General features: G+C 72.7%; 13 protein-coding genes and 1 riboswitch. Of the genes, 11 read left to right on the forward strand and 2 right to left on the reverse strand.

All coding sequences use genetic code 11. The annotated features are described in order from the left end of the window. The first annotated feature begins 18 nt into the window (after positions 1-18). Positions 19-153: riboswitch (cobalamin riboswitch) on the forward strand. Positions 154-258: 105 nt separating this feature from the next. From ACZ3H8_RS11100 to cobI, 7 genes are all read left to right on the forward strand, one after another. Continuing rightward, entirely contained in the window at positions 259-1,224 is a 966-nt protein-coding gene (locus ACZ3H8_RS11100) for a cobalamin biosynthesis protein (RefSeq protein ID WP_467400140.1), read from the forward strand. Continuing rightward, positions 1,221-2,759, forward strand: a complete 1,539-nt coding sequence (locus tag ACZ3H8_RS11105) for a cobyric acid synthase (RefSeq protein WP_467400142.1) — start codon at positions 1,221-1,223, stop codon at positions 2,757-2,759. The genes ACZ3H8_RS11100 and ACZ3H8_RS11105 overlap by 4 nt, the downstream gene beginning before the upstream one ends. Then, complete coding sequence (cobN, locus tag ACZ3H8_RS11110; protein ID WP_467400145.1) at positions 2,756-6,406, forward strand: cobaltochelatase subunit CobN; 3,651 nt, start codon at positions 2,756-2,758, stop codon at positions 6,404-6,406. The genes ACZ3H8_RS11105 and cobN overlap by 4 nt, the downstream gene beginning before the upstream one ends. A gap of 271 nt (positions 6,407-6,677) precedes the next feature. Next, positions 6,678-8,696, forward strand: coding sequence for a putative cobaltochelatase (locus ACZ3H8_RS11115; protein WP_467400147.1), 2,019 nt, complete (start codon positions 6,678-6,680; stop codon positions 8,694-8,696). Continuing rightward, positions 8,696-9,295 carry a cob(I)yrinic acid a,c-diamide adenosyltransferase gene (gene cobO / locus ACZ3H8_RS11120; protein ID WP_307664269.1) on the forward strand — a complete coding sequence of 200 codons (600 nt, stop codon included), beginning with the start codon at positions 8,696-8,698 and terminating at the stop codon, positions 9,293-9,295. Before ACZ3H8_RS11115 ends, cobO begins: the two co-directional genes overlap by 1 nt. Further along, the gene (locus tag ACZ3H8_RS11125; protein ID WP_467400149.1) at positions 9,289-10,842 is read left to right on the forward strand and encodes a cobyrinate a,c-diamide synthase; all 1,554 of its coding nucleotides are present in this window, start codon (positions 9,289-9,291) and stop codon (positions 10,840-10,842) included. The genes cobO and ACZ3H8_RS11125 overlap by 7 nt, the downstream gene beginning before the upstream one ends. Beyond that, positions 10,839-11,585 (forward strand): precorrin-2 C(20)-methyltransferase, encoded by a 747-nt coding sequence (cobI, locus tag ACZ3H8_RS11130; protein WP_467400151.1) that lies wholly within the window; start codon positions 10,839-10,841, stop codon positions 11,583-11,585. Before ACZ3H8_RS11125 ends, cobI begins: the two co-directional genes overlap by 4 nt. A 5-nt stretch (positions 11,586-11,590) precedes the next feature. On the opposite strand, the gene ACZ3H8_RS11135 is transcribed toward cobI, so the two are convergent. Next, a complete protein-coding gene (locus ACZ3H8_RS11135) occupies positions 11,591-12,310 on the reverse strand; it encodes a ZIP family metal transporter (protein ID WP_467400154.1) in 720 nt (239 codons plus the stop codon). Between the two features lie 109 nt (positions 12,311-12,419). On the opposite strand from ACZ3H8_RS11135, the gene cobM reads away from it, so the two are divergent. From cobM to cobC, 4 genes are all read left to right on the forward strand, one after another. Beyond that, positions 12,420-13,280, forward strand: coding sequence for a precorrin-4 C(11)-methyltransferase (gene cobM / locus ACZ3H8_RS11140; RefSeq protein ID WP_467400156.1), 861 nt, complete (start codon positions 12,420-12,422; stop codon positions 13,278-13,280). Next, positions 13,277-14,971 (forward strand): precorrin-3B C(17)-methyltransferase, encoded by a 1,695-nt coding sequence (gene cobJ / locus ACZ3H8_RS11145; RefSeq protein WP_467400158.1) that lies wholly within the window; start codon positions 13,277-13,279, stop codon positions 14,969-14,971. Before cobM ends, cobJ begins: the two co-directional genes overlap by 4 nt. Before the next feature lie 134 nt (positions 14,972-15,105). Continuing rightward, on the forward strand, positions 15,106-16,044 hold the full coding sequence (locus ACZ3H8_RS11150; protein WP_467400160.1) for a sirohydrochlorin chelatase: 939 nt from the start codon (positions 15,106-15,108) through the stop codon (positions 16,042-16,044). Continuing rightward, positions 16,028-17,083 carry an Rv2231c family pyridoxal phosphate-dependent protein CobC gene (gene cobC / locus ACZ3H8_RS11155; RefSeq protein WP_467400162.1) on the forward strand — a complete coding sequence of 352 codons (1,056 nt, stop codon included), beginning with the start codon at positions 16,028-16,030 and terminating at the stop codon, positions 17,081-17,083. The genes ACZ3H8_RS11150 and cobC overlap by 17 nt, the downstream gene beginning before the upstream one ends. Before the next feature lie 100 nt (positions 17,084-17,183). Here the strand turns inward: cobC and ACZ3H8_RS11160 are convergent, their stop codons facing one another. Further along, a complete protein-coding gene (locus ACZ3H8_RS11160; protein ID WP_467400165.1) occupies positions 17,184-18,170 on the reverse strand; it encodes an SCO1860 family LAETG-anchored protein in 987 nt (328 codons plus the stop codon). Between the last annotated feature and the right edge of the window lie 11 nt (positions 18,171-18,181).

Consider the following 18,181-nt stretch of genomic DNA (forward strand, 5'->3'; position numbering starts at 1 on the left):
CGAGTTGACGGGCGTTCTCGCACGTGGTGGACTGCCGGGGCCATCTACGGCGGCAGAAGAGGAAGCCGGTGCAAATCCGGCGCGGTCCCGCCACTGTCACCGGGGGAGCACTCCCCCGGAAGCCAGGAACTCTCACCGCCGATCACGTCGAACCAGGGCGCGGACACCCTGAGTGAGGACATATCGCCATGCGCGGCTGCGGTTCAGTTCCTGCTGTGGGTACGAGGGCCATTCCAGGCGAGACGTCGGCCTGAACCCATGCGTGCCGACCGCACTTTCGCCTACGGTGCCACCGCCGGCCTGGTCGGCGACCTGCTGCTCGGCGACCCTCGCCGGGGGCATCCGGTCGCCGCGTTCGGACGAGCGGCGGGCGCCGTCGAGCGCGTTCTGTGGCGCGACCACCGTGGCTGGGGCGCGCTGCACACCGCCGTGTGCGCCGGGGGCGCCGCGGCTGCCGCCGCGCTCCTCGCCCGCGGGGTCCGGGGCCGCTCCGCCTCCTCCGTCGCGCTGACCGCCGCCGCCACCTGGGCCGTCGTCGGCGGCACATCGCTGGGCCGTGAGGCGCGGGCCGTCGGCGGCGCGCTGGCCGCCGGGGACGTGGAGGTGGCCCGGGAGCGGCTGCCGCATCTGTGCGGGCGAGACCCGCAGAGCCTGGACGAGCAGCAGATCGCCCGCGCCGTCGTGGAGTCCGTTGCCGAGAACACCTCCGACGCGGTAGTGGGCGCGCTGGTCTGGGGAGCCCTCGCGGGTGTGCCGGGTCTGGTGGGATTCCGGGCGGTCAACACGCTGGACGCGATGGTCGGCCACAAGTCGCCCAGATACGGGCGGTTCGGCTGGGCCTCGGCGCGCCTCGACGACGTGGCCGGATGGCCGGGCGCCCGGCTCACCGCGGGTCTGGCGGTGCTCGTCGGCCAGGACCCGCGCGGAGCCGTACGGGCATGGCGGGACGACGCGAAGAAGCATCCGAGTCCGAACGCGGGCCCGGTGGAGGCGGCGTTCGCGGGGGCGCTCGGCGTACGGCTGGGCGGAACCCTCTCTTACGGCGGACGCGTCGAGCACCGTCCCGTACTCAACGGCACCGGCCGCCCGGTGGAGTTCGGCGACATCGAACGTGCCGTGCGGCTCTCGCGCCGCGTCGGCTGGCTGACACTGGCGGCCTGCGCTGCGGGCCGCGTGGCGGGGCACGCGCTGCGCGTGCGGCGCGCCGGAAAGGGGCGGGGATGAGCAGACGGAAGGCCGGGGGGCTGCTGGTCGCCGGGACCACCTCCGACGCGGGCAAGAGCGTCGTCACGGCCGGGATCTGCCGGTGGCTCGTCCGGCAGGGAGTGAAGGTCGCGCCCTTCAAGGGGCAGAACATGTCGCTCAATTCGTTCGTGACACGCGAGGGCGCGGAGATCGGGCGGGCGCAGGCCATGCAGGCGCAGGCCGCGCGCGTGGAGCCGAGCGCCCTGATGAACCCGGTGCTGCTCAAGCCGGGCAGCGACCGCTCCAGTCAGGTCGTGCTGATGGGCAAGCCGGTGGGCGAGCTGAGTGCCCGCGGCTACCACGGCGGACGGCAGGAAGCCCTGCTGAGTACGGTCGTGGAGTGCCTGGAAGAGCTGCGGGGCACGTATGAAGCCGTGATCTGCGAGGGGGCGGGCAGTCCGGCCGAGATCAATCTGCGGCGTACGGACATCGTGAACATGGGCATAGCACGGGCCGCACGGCTCCCGGTGCTGGTCGTCGGAGACATCGACCGCGGTGGCGTCTTCGCCTCCTTCTTCGGTACGACGGCGCTGCTCAGCGGGGAGGACCAGGCGCTGGTCGCGGGGTACATGGTCAATAAGTTCCGGGGCGATGTGTCGCTGCTCGAGCCGGGCCTGGAGATGCTGCACGGGCTGACCGGACGGCACACGTACGGAGTGCTGCCCTTCGCGCACGGCCTCGGCATCGACGAGGAGGACGGGCTGCGCGTTTCCCTGCGCGGCGCGGTACGGGAGTCGGTGGTCGCGCCGCCCGTCGGCGAGGACGTGCTGCGCGTCGCCGTGTGCGCCGTACCGCTGATGTCGAACTTCACGGACGTGGACGCGCTGGCCGCCGAACCTGGCGTCGTCGTGCGGTTCGTGGACCGGGCCGAGGAGCTCGTCGTCGCCGACCTGGTGGTCGTGCCGGGCACGCGTGGGACTGTGCGCGCCCTGGAGTGGCTGCGCGAGCGGGGGCTCGCGGACGCGCTGAAGCGGCGGGCCGCCGAGGGCAGGCCCGTACTGGGCATCTGCGGCGGCTTCCAGCTGCTCGGTGAGCACATCGACGACGAGGTCGAGTCACGGGCGGGCCGTGTCCCAGGCCTCGGCCTGCTGCCCGTACGCATCCGGTTCGCCGTCGAAAAGACGCTGGCCAGGCCCGTCGGTCAGGCGCTCGGCGAAGCCGTAGAGGGTTACGAGATCCACCACGGCGTCGCCGAAGTACTCGGGGGCAAAGCCTTCTTGGACGGCTGCCGGGTCGGCTCCGTGTGGGGCACGCACTGGCACGGGTCGCTGGAGAGCGACGGCTTCCGGCGCGCCTTCCTGCGCGAGGTGGCCGCAGCCGCGGGACGGCGCTTCGTGCCCGCGCCGGACACCAGTTTCGGCGCGCTGCGCGAGGAGCAGCTGGACCGGCTCGGCGATCTGATCGAGGAACACGCGGACACGGATGCGCTGCTGCGGCTCATCGAGTCGGGCGCACCGTCAGAACTTCCCTTCATTCCACCCGGAGCACCCGGAACACTTGGAGCGCCCGTATGAGCACCGTGCTGTTGCTGTCCACCGCCGACACGGATCTGCTGGCGGCCCGGGCCTCCGGCGCGCCGTACCGGATCGGCAACCCGACCCGTATCGATGTGGAGGAGGAGCTGCCCGCACTCGTCGCGGGCGCGTCCGTCGCGGTCGTACGGCTACTCGGCGGCAAGCGGGCCTGGGAGGACGGGCTCGCCGCGCTGCGCGCGTCCGGCGTCCCGACCGTGCTGCTGGGCGGAGAGGCCGTCCCCGACGCGGAGTTGATGGCCGAATCGTCCGTGCCCGCCGGTGTGGTCGCCGAGGCACTGCGCTATCTCGTCGAGGGCGGCCCCGGCAACCTGGTGGAGCTGGCCCGGTTCCTCTCCGACACCGTGCTGCTGACCGGCCATGGCTTCGCGGAGCCGCAGAAGATGCCCGAGTGGGGCGTGCACGGCACGCGCGCGTACATCGAGGGGCGGCCGAGTGTCGGCGTGCTCTTCTACCGGGCCCACCAGCTCTCCGGGAACACCGCCTTCGTCGACACCCTCTGCGACCGGATCGAGGCGCGGGGGGCCAACGCCCTTCCCGTGTACTGCGGTTCCCTGCGCGGCGCCGACCCCCAGCTGTACGAGCTGCTCGCCAGGACCGACGCTCTGGTCGCCACCGTGCTGGCCGCCGGCGGCACGCGCGCCAGTGACGCGAGCGCCGGCGGGGACGAAGAGGCCTGGGACATCGGGGCGCTCGCCGAGCTGAACGTGCCCGTTCTCCAAGGGCTCTGCCTGACCTCGTCGCGGGCCGTCTGGGCGGCGTCGGACGCCGCGCTGTCCCCGATGGACGCGGCGATGCAGGTGGCGATCCCCGAGTTCGACGGGCGGCTGATCACGGTCCCGTTCTCGTTCAAGGAGCAGGGCCCCGACGATGTGCCGGTGTACGTCGCCGACCCCGAGCGGGCCGGGCGCGTCGCCGGAATCGCCGTACGCCACGCGAAGTTGAAGCACAAGCCGAACGCGGAGAAGAAGCTCGCGCTCGTCTTCACCGCCTATCCGACGAAGCACTCGCGGGTGGGCAATGCGGTCGGTCTCGACACGCCCGCCTCCGCGGTGCGGGTCCTGGACGCCCTGCGCGACGCCGGATACGCCGTCGAAGGGCATCCGGACAACGGCGACGAGCTCATTCACCGGCTCATCAACGCCGGCGGCCACGATGTGGAGTGGCTGACCGAGGAGCAGCTCGCAGCCGCCCCCGCGCGCGTGCCGCTCGCCGACTACCGTGCCTGGTTCGACAAGCTCGACCCGGAGCTGCGCGACAGCATGCTGGAGCACTGGGGCGAGCCGCCGGGCTCGCTCTACGTCGACGGCGACGAGATCGTCCTCGCCTCCCTCCAGTTCGGGAATGTCGTCGTGATGATCCAGCCGCCGCGCGGCTTCGGCGAGAACCCGATCGCGATCTACCACGACCCCGACATGCCGCCCTCGCACCACTACCTGGCGGCGTACCGGTGGCTCGACCATTCCTTCGGGGCCGACGCGGTCGTCCACATGGGCAAGCACGGCACGATGGAGTGGCTGCCCGGCAAGGGCCTCGGCCTGTCGGCGGGCTGCGGTCCGGACGCGGTGCTCGGCGAACTGCCGCTCGTCTACCCGTTCATCGTCAACGACCCCGGCGAGGGCACCCAGGCCAAGCGCCGCGGCCACGCCACGGTCGTGGACCATCTGGTGCCGCCGATGGCGCGCGCGGACACCTACGGCGATCTGGCAAAACTGGAGCAGCTGCTCGACGAGTACGCGCTCGTCAGCGATCTCGATCCGACGAAGGCCCCCGCCGTCCGGGCGCAGATCTGGACGCTCGTGAAGGCCGCCGAGCTCCACCACGACCTGCATGTCGACGAGCAGCCGGACGACGGCGACTTCGACGAGTTCGTCATGCACATCGACGGCTACCTCTGCGAGATCAAGGACGTCCAGATCAGGGACGGTCTGCACATCCTGGGCGGCGGGCCGGAGGCGGAGGCCCGGGTCAATCTCGTACTGGCGGTGCTGCGCGCGTCCCAGGTGTGGGGCGGCCAGGCGAACGCCCTGCCGGGGCTGCGGGCCGCTCTCGCCGAGCACTTCGGCCTCGAGGAGAAGGCGCTGCTCGCCGAGCCGGGCGCGGCGGTGAAGGTGCCGGTGGAGCTGACCTCGCTGGTCGAGGGGCCCGCGCGGACGGGTGCCGACGCGATCGATCTGCTGGAGCAGCTGTGCCGCCGCCTCGCGGAGGGGATGGAGCAGCGGGGCTGGGACGTCTCGGCTGCGGCCGCGCTGGCACGGGATGTGCTCGGCGTCGAACTCCCCGATGCGGTGGCCGTGTTGGGGTTCGCCTGCGAGGAGGTCGTGCCACGGCTCGCCCGTACGACCGACGAGATCGGCAACATCCTGCGGGCGCTGGACGGCGGCTATGTGCCCGCCGGTCCTTCCGGGTCGCCGACCCGCGGGCTGGTCAACGTCCTGCCGACCGGCCGCAACTTCTACTCCGTCGACCCGAAGGCGATCCCGTCCCGGCTGTCGTGGGAGGTCGGCCAGGCACTCGCCGACTCGCTGGTGGAGCGGTATCTGGCGGACACGGGCGCGTACCCGAAGTCGGTGGGACTGACGGTGTGGGGCACGTCGGCGATGCGCACACAGGGCGACGACATCGCCGAGATCCTGGCGCTGCTGGGCTGTCGGCCGGTCTGGGACGACGCGTCGCGACGGGTGACGGGCTTCGAGATCGTGCCCGCGCAGGAGCTGGGACGGCCGCGCATCGATGTGACAGTGCGGATCTCGGGCTTCTTCCGGGACGCCTTCCCGCATGTGGTGGGGCTCATCGACGACGCCGTACGGGCGGTGGCGGAGCTGGACGAACCGGCCGAGGCCAACTACGTACGGGCGCACGCGGACGAGGACACGGCCGCGCACGGCGACCGGCGGCGGGCCACGGCGCGGATCTTCGGCTCGAAGCCGGGGGCGTACGGAGCCGGGCTGCTGCCGCTGATCGACGCCCGGAACTGGCGCTCGGACGCCGACCTCGCCGAGGTGTACGCGGTGTGGGGCGGCTATGCGTACGGGCGTGGGCTCGAAGGGCGGGCGGCGCGCGGGGACATGGAGACGGCGTTCCGGCGGATCGCGGTCGCCGCGAAGAACGTCGACACGCGGGAGCACGATCTGGTCGACGCGGACGACTACTTCCAGTACCACGGCGGGATGGTCGCCATGGTGCGGCATCTGACGGGTGAGTCGCCCGAGGCGTATGTGGGTGACTCCGCGGTGCCGGACCAGGTGAAGACGCGCACGCTTGGCGAGGAGACGCACCGGGTGTTCCGGGCGCGGGTGGTCAATCCGCGGTGGATGGCGGCGATGCGGCGGCACGGGTACAAGGGCGCGTTCGAGATGGCCGCGACGGTGGACTACCTGTTCGGGTACGACGCGACGGCGGGTGTCGTCGACGACTGGATGTACGAGAAATTGTCGGCGGAGTACGTCTTCGACCCTGAGAACCGGGAGTTCATGCAGAAGTCCAACCCCTGGGCGCTGCGGGGGATTACGGAGCGGCTGCTGGAGGCCGCCGAGCGCGGTCTGTGGGCGGAGCCGGACGCGGAGACGCTGGAGCGGCTTCGGCAGACGTACCTGGAGCTCGAGGGCGACTTGGAGGGGGACGCGTGAGGGTTGCGCCTGCGGCGGGCTTCAAGAACTGGGGCTCCGCCCCACACCCTCCCCCTACACCCTGCGGGCGTGGGGGGACCCCCACGCCTCGAACGCCGGCGAGGCTTGATTCGGGGCTCCGCCCCGGGCCCCGCGCCTCAAACGCCGGCGGGGCTGATTTTTCAGCCCGTCCGGCGAGTGAGGACTGGGGGTCCAGGGGGCGAAGCCCCCTGGTTACGGGAAGGGGCGGGGTGGGGGAATCACACCGCCGCAACACGATCGAGGAGCCCGCATGAGCACCCCATACCCCTTCACCGCGATCGTCGGCATGGACGATCTGCGGCTCGGGCTGCTGCTGAATGCCGTCTCACCCGCCGTGGGCGGTGTGCTCGTACGCGGCGAGAAGGGCACCGCCAAGTCCACCGCCGTACGCGCCCTTTCCGCCCTCCTGCCCAAGGTGTCGGTCGTCGCCGGGTGCCGGTTCTCCTGCGACCCCGCGGCGCCCGATCGCGCGTGCCCCGACGGTCCGCACGAGGCCGGTGGCGGTGTGGCGCGGGCCGCGCGGATGGTTGAGTTGCCCGTCGGCGCGTCCGAGGACCGGCTCGTCGGGGCCCTCGACATCGAGCGGGCGCTGGCCGAGGGCGTGAAGGCCTTCGAGCCGGGGCTGCTCGCGGACGCGCACCGCGGGATTCTCTACGTCGACGAGGTCAATCTGCTGCATGACCACCTGGTCGACCTGCTGCTGGACGCGGCCGCCATGGGCGCGTCGTACGTCGAGCGTGAGGGCGTCTCGGTACGGCACGCCGCCCGTTTTCTGCTCGTGGGGACGATGAACCCCGAAGAGGGCGAGCTGCGGCCGCAGTTGCTGGACCGCTTCGGGCTCACCGTCGAGGTGGCGGCCTCGCGCGAGCCCGACCAGCGGGTCGAGGTGGTGCGGCGGCGGCTCGCCTACGACGACGATCCGGCCGGATTCGCCGCTCGCTGGGCGGATGAAGAGGCCGCCCTGCGGGCGAGGATCGTGGCTGCGCGGGCGCTGCTGCCCGACGTCCGGCTGGGGAACGGCGCGTTGCGGCAGATCGCCGCGACCTGCGCGGCCTTCGAGGTGGACGGCATGCGCGCGGACATCGTGATGGCGCGGACCGCGACGGCGCTGGCCGCGTGGGCGGGGCGCAGCGACGTACTCGCCGAGGATGTGCGGCAGGCCGCTCTGCTGGCGCTCCCGCACCGGCGGCGGCGCAATCCCTTCGACGCGCCCGGTCTGGACGAGGACAAGCTCGACGACACGCTGGAGGAGTTCGGCGGCGAGGAAGACGATCCGGATCCCGACGGTCCGGGCGGCGGTGGCCGCCCGCCGCAGGACGGTCCCGGCACACCGCCGCAGGGCGATACGGGGCAGGGCGACGCTGAGCAGGCTGACACGCCCGCGCAGCCGCAGGAGGCCGACGGCGGGGAGCCGCAGGGCGCGGGCGGCGGTGAGCAGCAGGCCGTACGGGCCGCGGAGCCGTTCCGTACGAAGGTGCTGAGCGTGCCCGGCCTGGGCGAGGGTGCGACGGGGCGCAGGTCCCGTGCGCGGACCGAGCATGGCCGGACGACGGGGGCGCGGCGGCCCCGAGGGGCGCTCACCAAGCTGCACTTGGCGGCGACCGTGCAGGCCGCGGCTCCGCACCAGCGGGCGCGCGGGCGCAGCGGCCGCGGCCTGGTGGTGCGGCGTGACGATCTGCGGCAGGCGACCCGGGAGGGGCGCGAGGGGAACCTCGTGCTGTTCGTCGTCGACGCGTCGGGGTCGATGGCGGCCAGGCAGCGGATGAGCGCGGTCAAGGGCGCGGTGCTGTCACTGCTGCTCGACGCCTACCAGCGGCGCGACAAGGTCGGCCTGATCACCTTCCGCGGGAAGGACGCGGAGGTGGCGCTGCCGCCGACGTCGTCGGTGGACGCGGCCGCCGCGCGTCTTGAGACGCTGCCGACGGGTGGCCGTACGCCGCTGGCGGCCGGGCTGCTGCGGGCGCACGACGTACTGCGCGTGGAGCGCCTGCGCGATCCGTCCCGCCGGCCACTGCTGGTCGTGGTGACGGACGGCCGCGCGACGGGCGGGGTCGATCCGGTCGCGCTGGCGGCGCGGGCCGGGCGGCTGCACGCCGCGGAGGGCACGGCCGCGATCGTCGTGGACTGCGAGTCCGGGCCGGTACGCCTCGGTCTTGCCGGCACGCTCGCAGGCGATCTCGGCGGCACGGCCGTCACACTCGACGAGCTGCGGGCCGATTCCATCGCCGGGCTCGTCCGCGACGTACAAGGATCAAGGAGGGCAGCCTGATGCCACAGGGACAGCCGGCCGTCGTGCCGGACGACGGACTCACGACGCGTCAGCGCCGTAACCGCCCACTCGTCGTCGTGCATACCGGCATCGGCAAAGGGAAGTCGACGGCCGCGTTCGGGCTCGCGCTGCGCGCCTGGAACCAGGGGTGGCCGATCGGGGTTTTCCAGTTCGTGAAGTCCGCCAAGTGGAAGGTCGGCGAGGAGAACGCGCTGAAGGTCCTCGGCGCCTCCGGCGAGGGCGGCCCGGTCGCCTGGCACAAGATGGGCGAGGGCTGGTCGTGGGTCCAGCGCGACAGGCAGCTCAACAACGAGGAGGCGGCGCGCGAGGGCTGGGAGCAGGTCAAGCGCGACCTGGCGGCCCAGACGTACCAGTTGTATGTGCTGGACGAGTTCGCGTATCCCATGCACTGGGGGTGGGTGGACACGGCCGAGGTGATCGACGTACTGCGGAACCGGCCCGGCAGCCAGCATGTGGTCATCACCGGCCGCAACGCTCCGGCGGAGCTCGTCGACTTCGCCGATCTGGTGACCGACATGTCGAAGGTGAAGCACCCGATGGACGCCGGTCAGAAGGGGCAGCGGGGCATCGAATGGTAGCACGTCTCGTCATCGCCGCGCCGTCGTCCGGCAGCGGCAAGACCACCGTCGCGACGGGCCTGATGGCGGCCTTCGTCGGGGCGGGGCTTTCCGTGTCCCCGCACAAGGTCGGTCCGGACTACATCGACCCGGGCTACCACTCGCTCGCGACGGGCCGCCCGGGGCGGAACCTGGACCCGTATATGTGCGGTACGGAGCTGATGGCACCGCTGTTCGCGCACGGCGCGGCGGGGTGCGACCTGGCGGTCGTCGAGGGCGTGATGGGACTGTACGACGGTGCGGCGGGGGCGGGTGAACTGGCGTCCACGGCACAGGTGGCGAAGCTGCTGCGGGCGCCGGTGGTGCTGGTGGTAGACGCGTCGTCACAGTCGCGGTCGGTGGCGGCGCTGGTGCACGGGTTCGCGTCGTGGGATCCGCAGGTGCGGATCGGGGGCGTGATCCTGAACAAGGTCGGGTCGGACCGGCATGAGGAGTTGCTGCGGGAGGCGCTGGAAGAGGGCGGGGTGCCGGTGCTTGGTGCCTTGCGGCGGGCTGAGCAGGTGGGGACGCCGTCGCGGCACTTGGGGCTGGTGCCGGTCGCCGAGCGGCGGGCGGAGGCGGTTGAAGCGGTGCGGGCGATGGGCGAGCAGGTGCGGGCGGGGTGCGACTTGGAGGCCCTGCTCGCGCTGGCGCGCAGCGCGCCCGCGTTGCCGGACGCGGCGTGGGACCCGGGGGTGGCCTGCGGCGCTGTTCCCCACCCCGCCCTCCCCCAGAGCTTCGCCTGGGTGGGGGTGCCCCCGGCGCAGCCAGGGGGAGTACTCCCATCCCGTAACGGGGGGCTCCGCCCCCAGACCCCCGCTCCTCAATCGCCGGAGGGGCTTGCTTGTGCGGCCAGGCCGACATTTTCAGCCTCGCCTGCGATTGAGGAGCGGGGTCCGGGGCGGAGCCCCGGGGAACAAGCCCGCCGCAGGCCGCTCGTCGCCGTCGCCGGTGGTCCCGCCTTCACCTTCTCCTACGCCGAGCACACCGAACTCCTCACCGCCGCCGGCGCCGACATCGTCACCTTCGACCCCCTCCGGGACGAGCAACTGCCCGACGGGGCAAGCGGACTGGTCATCGGCGGCGGATTCCCCGAGGTGTACGCCCCCGAGCTGTCCGCCAATGAACCGCTCCGCAAGTCCGTCGCCGAGCTCGCGCACTCCGGCGCGCCCGTCGCCGCCGAGTGCGCCGGGCTGCTGTATCTCGCGCGGTCGCTGGACGGGCAGCCGATGTGCGGGGTGCTGGACGCCGAGGCGCGGATGGCGGACCGGCTGACGCTCGGCTACCGAGAGGCCGTCGCGGTGGGCGACAGCGTGCTCGCCTCGGCCGGGACGCGGATGCGCGGGCACGAGTTCCACCGGACCGTCGTCGAGCCCGCCGCAGGAGCCGCCCCCGCCTGGGGGATGCACCGGCCCGAGCGCCGCGTCGAGGGGTTCGTACAACAGGGCGTGCATGCGAGCTATCTGCATACGCACTGGGCTTCCGGGCCCGGCATTGCCCGCCGATTCGTTGAAAGGTGTACGCGATGAGCAGGTTGATCGGGGTCGGAGTGGGGCCCGGTGACCCGGAGTTGGTGACCGTGAAGGGCGTACGCGCCCTTCAGGAGGCCGATGTCGTCGTCGTGCCCGTGATGGCCGCATCCGACGGGAAGGACGGCGGCGAGCCGGGACGCGCCGAGGCGACCGTCCTGCACTACGTCGACGCCGACAAGGTCGTACGGGTCGTCTTCGCGCTCAACGAGCGCAGCGACCGCGCCCGGCGCGAGGCCGCCTGGGACGCCGCCGGCGAGTCCGTCGCCGCGCTGCTGCGCGACCGCGGCACCGTCGCCTTCGCGACCATCGGCGACCCCAACGTGTACTCCACGTTCACCTATCTCGCCGAGACCATCGGTGGACTCGTGCCGGACGTCGTCGTCGAGACCGTGCCCGGCATCACCGCGATGCAGGATCTCGCGGCCCGCAGCGGCGCGGTCCTCACCGAGGGCACCGAGCCGCTGACCCTGGTGCCGGTGACCGCGGGGGCCGCCGTGCTCAAGGACGCTCTGGAGGGGCCCGGGACGGTCGTCGCCTACAAGTTCGGGCGGCTCGCGGCGGAGGTGGCGACCGCGCTGCGGGAGACGGGGCGCACCGAGGGCGCGGTGTGGGGGTCGGCACTCGGGCTGCCCGAGGAGTCGATCCGGCCGGCGGCGGAGCTGGCCGAGGGCCCGTTGCCGTATCTGTCGACGCTGATCGCGCCCGCGCCGCGCGGCGGCGGCCGCGGGGGCAAACTGTGAGCTCCTCATTCGGCGAGGCCCACCACCAGCCAGATGAAGCCCACTCCCCCGGCCGTGCAGAGCAGGGTGGAGCGGGCGGGGTGGGAGTGGTGCGCCTCGGGGAGGATCTCGGCCGCGGCGAGATAGAGCAGGGCGCCACCGAAGAACCCGAGATAGCTGCCGAGGAATGCGACCGGCAGCGTGAACAGCAGAGTGGACGCGGCGCCGACGACGGGGGCGAGCGCGTCGGCGACGAGCATCGCGATCGCCTTGCCGCGGGAGTTCCCGTACAGGCTGGTGATCGTGTACGTGTTGAAGCCGTCGGCGAAGTCGTGGGTGATGACGGCGAGCGCCACGGTCGCGCCCATGCCCTCGCCCACCTGGAAGGCCGCGCCGATCGCGATGCCGTCCATCAGGCTGTGGCCGACCATCGCCGCGGCCGCCGTCAGACCCACCTGCGGGACGCGCTCATCCGCACCGTGTGCTGCCTGACGGACGGCCAGCAGCCGTTCCACCAGGTGCGCGGCGAGGAAGCCGCCGACGAACAGCAGCAGTGCCTGCGGCACTCCGAACACCTCGTTGCCCACCGCCCGAAGTGCCTCGGGCAACAGGTCCAGGCCGACCACACCGAGCATCAGCCCGCCGGTCAGGCCCAGCACGAGGTGGCGGCGGTCGGTGACGCGCCCAGCCGTCCAGCCGCCGAACAGCGTCATCAGGAACGCGCCGAGCGCGACGAACACCGCCATGCGCCTTTGCTAGCGGATTGACCGGCCTCACGGCACAGCGAAGATCGAGATCCACCCGAATGACACGAGCGACACGTAAGACACGAACCATCCGAGAGGACCACTGCTGATGGCCGATGCCGCCACCCACGGCAAGGTGACTTTCGTCGGCGCCGGCCCGGGCGCCGCCGATCTGCTGACGTTCCGGGCCGCGCGGGCCATCGCTGACGCCGACGTCGTCATCTGGGCGGCGAGCCTGGTGCAGGCGGACGTTCTCGACCACGCTCGCGAGGGCGCCGAGATCCTCGACTCGGCGGCGATGTCGCTCGAGGACGTCGTCGCGGTGTACGAACGGGCCCGCGACGAGGACCTGAAAGTGGCCCGCATCCACTCCGGCGATCCCGCCCTGTGGGGCGGCACACAGGAACAGCTCGACCGGTGCGTGGAGCTGGGGCTCGCCGTCGAGATCGTGCCGGGCGTCTCGTCGTTCTCGGCGGTCGCGGCGATCACGCAGCGCGAACTGACGATCCCGGAGGTCGCGCAGTCCGTGATCCTGACCCGGCTCGGCGGCGGCAAGACGCCGATGCCGCCGGGCGAGGAGGTGCGGGAGTTCGCGCGGCACGGCACGACGATGGCGCTGTTCCTGTCGGCGGCCCGCTCGGGCCAGTTGACGCAGGAGCTGCTTGAGGGCGGCTATCCGGCGAGTACGCCGGTGGTCGTGGCGTACCAGGCGACCTGGCCGGAGGAGCTGATCCTGCGCTGCACGATCGGCACGCTGGAGGAGACCGTCAAGGAGCACAAGCTCTGGAAGCACACGCTGTTCCTGGTGGGGCCGGCGCTGGCGGCTTCCGGGACGCGTTCGCACCTCTACCACCCGGGACACTTCCACGGCTTCCGGAAGGCCGACCCGGCCGCCCGCAAGGCGCTGCGCGCACAGGGCGCGAACGAAGGAGCAATCGAGGGAGCAACCGAAGGAGCGACGCAGAAGTGATCGGCCTGATCTCAGCGACGACGGCGGGCGCGGCCGCCCGTGACCGGCTTGCGGCGGCGTGGCCCGGCCGCACGAAGGTGTACGAAGGGCCGGTGCGCGAGAGCGTCGAGCGGGCCTTCGCGGAGTGCGAGCAGCTGGTGTGCTTCCTGGCGGCGGGCGCGGTCGTACGGATCGTCGCCCCGCTGTTGGCGGGCAAGTCTGCCGACCCGGGCGTGGTGTGCGTGGACGAGGGGCAGCGGTACGCGGTGTCCCTGCTGGGCGGCCACGGCGGCGGCGCGAATGCCTTGGCAGCGGCGGTGGGTGAGGTTCTCGGTGCGGAGCCGGTCGTCACGACGGCGACGGACGCGGCCGGGATCCCGGGCCTGGACACGCTGGGCTGGCCGGTCGAGGGCGCGGTCGCGTCCGTGACGCGGGCGGTGCTTGACGGCGATCCGGTGGCGCTGCGGGCGGACGCGGTGTGGCCGCTGCCGCCGCTGCCCGGGAATGTGGCCCCGGGGGGCGAGGGCGCTGCCGCCGCTCTCCATGTCACGGACCGGGTCGTCGAAACCGGTCCGCACGACGCGGTGTTGCGGCCGCCGTCACTGGTCGTCGGGGTGGGTGCGTCCAAGGGTGCTCCCGTCGAGGAGATCCTCTCGCTGGTCAGGACGGCGCTGAGCGAGGCGGGACTGTCGGTGCGATGCGTCGCGGAGCTGGCGACCGTCGACGCGAAGGCGGACGAGCCCGGCATCGTCGGGGCCGCTCAGCGGCTCGGGGTGCCCTTGGTGACGCATGCCGCCGAGAGGCTCGCCGGGATCGCCGTGCCGAACCCGTCCGGTGCGCCGCTCGCCGCGGTGGGCACGCCGTCCGTCGCCGAGGCCGCGGCGCTCGCGGGCGGGGGTGAACTCCTCGTTCCCAAGCGGAAGTCGAGCCCTGAGGGGCGGGCCGCGATGGCGACCTGCGCGGTCGTGCGCAAGACGCCGCGCGGCCGGCTGGCCGTGGTCGGCCTCGGGCCCGGGGCCCGCGATCTGGTCACCCCTCGCGCCACGGAGGAGCTGCGGCGCGCGTCGGTACTGGTCGGGCTCGATCAGTACGTCGACCAGATCCGCGACCTGCTCAGGCCCGGCACCCGGGTCATCGAGTCCGGCCTCGGTGCGGAGGAGGAGCGGGCCCGTACCGCTGTCGCCGAGGCCCGCGCCGGGCATGCGGTCGCGCTGATCGGCAGCGGTGACGCGGGCGTGTACGCGATGGCCTCCCCCGCACTCGCCGAGGCGTCCGACGACATCGACGTGGTGGGCGTGCCGGGCGTGACCGCGGCGCTGGCCGCAGCCGCGATCCTGGGCGCGCCGCTCGGGCACGATCATGTCTCGATCAGCCTGTCCGATCTGCACACGCCGTGGGAGGTCATCGAGCGCCGGGTGCTGGCCGCCGCGGAGGCGGACATCATCGTGACCTTCTACAACCCGCGCAGCCGCGGCCGCGACTGGCAGCTCCCGAAGGCGCTGTCGATCCTCGCGGAACACCGGGAGCCGCAGACGCCGGTGGGTGTCGTACGCAACGCGTCCCGGCCGGACGAATCCAGCCGCCTCACGACACTCGCCGGACTGGATCCGGCGATGGTGGACATGATGACCGTCGTGACGGTCGGCAACACGGCCACGCGCGAGATCGCGGGCCGCATGGTGACCCCGCGCGGCTACCGGTGGCAGTCATGACGCCACCCCGCCGGCCACGCGGGCACACGTCGCCGCGCCGCGCACCGACGCCGTACCCCCTGGGCGTGTTCTAGAAGTCCCGCCGCACCCCCGCCGCAAGCTCAGCCGCACCACCCCCACCTCAAGGAGAACGCGTGACCACCCCGCCCGCACTGCTCATCGCCGGCCACGGCACCCGTGACGAAGCCGGGGCCGAGGCCTTCCGGGACTTCGTACGGGAGCTGGGGCGGCGCCATCCCGAACTCCCCGTCGGGGGCGGCTTCATCGAACTGTCCCCGCCGCCCCTCGGCGAAGCCGTCGCCGAGCTGGTGGAGCGCGGTGTGCAGCGCTTCGCCGCGGTGCCGCTGATGCTGGTGTCCGCCGGGCACGCCAAGGGCGACATCCCGGCCGCGCTGGCCCGCGAGCGGGAGCGGCACCCCGGGATCTCGTACACCTATGGCCGTCCCCTCGGCCCGCATCCGGCGCTGCTGCGTGTCCTGGAGCGGCGGCTCGACGAAGCGCTGGGCTCCGTCTCCCGTACGCCCGCGGACCGGGCCGATGTGACCGTGCTGCTGGTGGGCCGCGGTTCGACCGACCCGGACGCCAACGCCGAGGTGCACAAGGCGGCCCGGCTGCTGTGGGAGGGGCGCGGATACGCGGGCGTGGAGACGGCGTTCGTGTCGCTCGCCGCGCCCGATGTGCCGAGCGGCCTGGACCGGTGCGTAAAGCTGGGGGCGCGCCGGATCGTGGTGCTGCCGTACTTCCTGTTCACCGGGATCCTGCCGGACCGGGTGCTCCAGCAGACGCAGGGCTGGGCGGAGGCGCACCCCGAGGTGGAGGTCGTGTCGGCCGATGTGATCGGTCCGACCGAGGAGTTGCTCGACCTGGTGATGGAGCGCTACCGGGAGGCCGTCGCGGGCGACATCCGGATGAACTGCGACACCTGCGTGTACCGGATCGCGATGCCGGGCTTCGAGGACAAGGTGGGCCTTCCGCAGCAGCCGCACTTCCACCCGGACGACGACGGGCACCACCACGGTCATGGGCACGGAAGCGCCCATCACCACCACGGCAGCCATGCGCACTCACACTGACGCACACGACCTGCGGCACCACGGTGACGCGGAGGTGCGGGACGCGGATCTGACGGACCTCGCGGTCAATGTCCGCACCGGGACTCCCCCGGCCTGGCTCCGTGAGCGCATCGCCGGCTCGCTGACCGGCCTTGCCGCCTATCCGGACGGGCGGGCAGCGCGGGCGGCGGTCGCGCGGCGGCACGGTCTGCCGGTTGAGCGGGTGCTGCTGACGGCGGGGGCCGCGGAGGCGTTCGTCCTGCTTGCGCGTGCGCTGACGATACGTCACCCAGTGGTGGTGCACCCGCAGTTCACGGAACCGGAGGCGGCGCTTCGGGACGCGGGGCACGAGGTGGCGCGGCTGCTGCTGCGGGAGCAGAACGGCTTCCGGCTCGATCCGGCTGCCGTGCCCGACGCGGCGGACCTGGTGATGATCGGCAATCCGACCAACCCCACGTCCGTACTGCATCCGGCAGCCGACATCGCCGAACTGGCCCGCCCCGGGCGGCTGCTGGTGGTGGACGAGGCCTTCATGGACGCGGTGCCGGACGAGCCCGAGGCGCTGGCGGGCCGGACCGATGTGCCGGGCCTTGTGGTGCTGCGCAGTCTGACCAAGACCTGGGGTCTGGCGGGCCTGCGTATCGGCTATGTGCTGGCCGAGCCGGAGACCGTCGAGGCACTGGAGCGCGCCCAGCCGCTGTGGCCGGTGTCGACGCCCGCGCTGGCGGCGGCCGAGGCGTGCATGGAGCCCGCCGCGCTCAAGGAGGCCGAGCAGGCGGCCCATCTGCTGGCGACGGAGCGGGCCCATCTGCTGGCGGGGCTGGCGGAGTTCGAGGAGGTACGGGTGGTGGCGGCGGCCGAGGCCCCGTTCGTGCTCGTACACGTCCGGCGCGGCGCCGAGGTGCGGAAGCGGCTGCGCGGTCTTGGCTTCGCGGCCCGCCGCGGCGACACATTCCCGGGCCTCGGCCCCGGCTGGCTGCGGCTGGCGGTACGCGACCGGGCGACGACCAACCGCTTTCTGCAGGCGCTCGACCAGGCGCTGACGATGGTGGGCGACTAGGCACCGGGACGCCGGACGGGCTGACATGTCAGCCCGTCCGGCGTTCGAGGACCGGGGTTCGGGGCGGAGCCCCGGCGTGGGGTCCGGGCGGAGCCCCGGGTCAGCGGCGGGCGCGGGCGCGGACCAGCAGCAGCGCGCCTCCCCCGAGCGCGAGCATCATGGCCGCCCCGCCCGCGATGTACGTCGTCGTGGCGCTGCCGCCGGTCTCCGCGAGGTTCTCCCCGGCGGGGTTCTCACCGGACTGGGCCTGCACGCCTTCGCTTTCGCCCGACTTGTCGGACGACTCCTGCGAGTTGTCGGACGCTTCCTGCGAGTTGTCGGACGGCTCCTGCGTGGCGGGGGCGGTGGCGTTGGCGTTGGCGGCGGTCTTGGGCGACTCGCACTTCGCCTCGGCGAGGGTGACCACGCCGGTCACCTCGGCGACGTTCAGCTTGGCAGGGTTGACCGAGACCTTGAGCTCCAGCGCGGTGGCGGCGGCCGTACGGGACGTGGTGTGCGTCTTCGACAGATCGAGCGTCACCTCGCCGACGCCGGGCACATCGACCCGGGTGGTGCCCTTGGCGGAAAGCGTGACCTTCTTGCCGAGCACGGTCACATGGCCGAGCACGTTCGACTCTGCGACCGGCTGCTTGCCCGCCTCGCAGACGGCCTTCGACGTGACCTTCTCGACCTCGATCAGGGAAAGCAGCGGCAGCCCGGGCACATGCACCCGGGCGCGCACGAGGTTGCTGTACCCCTCGGCCCTGTGCTTGTCGACGGTCGCCTTCGCGGTGGCCACGTCCGCGCGCAGCACCTGGATGGGCCTGCCCTGGTCGACCCCGTCCAACTGCACGGTCAACGCGGTCTTCTCGGCACTCGCCGGCGCCTGCACCTCGTTGAGCGTGGCCTTGAGCGGGACGTCGACGGTCTTGCTGAGCAGGGAGACATCGAGACCGGTACGGAGCACGACCGCACTCGCCCGACCCTCGCCGCCCCCGGTGGCGTGCGCCGGAGCGGCGAGGGCCACGGGGCCGGCGACCAGCGCGGCGGCGGCCGTGACGGCGGCGCAGCGGCGTGCGGCGGGCATGCGGAAGATGTTGCTGTTCAAGGTGGTGGAAC

It is taken from the genome of Streptomyces sp. NPDC002868 (genome assembly GCF_055563295.1).

Bases quoted from the DNA above. Each gene is read 5' to 3' on its own strand.
- ACZ3H8_RS11105 (WP_467400142.1), top strand. From the start codon at position 1,221: ATGAGCAGACGGAAGGCCGGGGGGCTGCTGGTCGCCGGGACCACCTCC.
- cobN (WP_467400145.1), top strand. From the start codon at position 2,756: ATGAGCACCGTGCTGTTGCTGTCCACCGCCGACACGGATCTGCTGGCG.
- ACZ3H8_RS11100 (WP_467400140.1), top strand. From the start codon at position 259: ATGCGTGCCGACCGCACTTTCGCCTACGGTGCCACCGCCGGCCTGGTC.
- cobI (WP_467400151.1), top strand. From the start codon at position 10,839: ATGAGCAGGTTGATCGGGGTCGGAGTGGGGCCCGGTGACCCGGAGTTG.
- ACZ3H8_RS11125 (WP_467400149.1), top strand. From the start codon at position 9,289: ATGGTAGCACGTCTCGTCATCGCCGCGCCGTCGTCCGGCAGCGGCAAG.
- cobO (WP_307664269.1), top strand. From the start codon at position 8,696: ATGCCACAGGGACAGCCGGCCGTCGTGCCGGACGACGGACTCACGACG.
- cobM (WP_467400156.1), top strand. From the start codon at position 12,420: ATGGCCGATGCCGCCACCCACGGCAAGGTGACTTTCGTCGGCGCCGGC.
- cobC (WP_467400162.1), top strand. From the start codon at position 16,028: ATGCGCACTCACACTGACGCACACGACCTGCGGCACCACGGTGACGCG.
- ACZ3H8_RS11115 (WP_467400147.1), top strand. From the start codon at position 6,678: ATGAGCACCCCATACCCCTTCACCGCGATCGTCGGCATGGACGATCTG.
- ACZ3H8_RS11135 (WP_467400154.1), bottom strand. From the start codon at position 12,310: ATGGCGGTGTTCGTCGCGCTCGGCGCGTTCCTGATGACGCTGTTCGGC.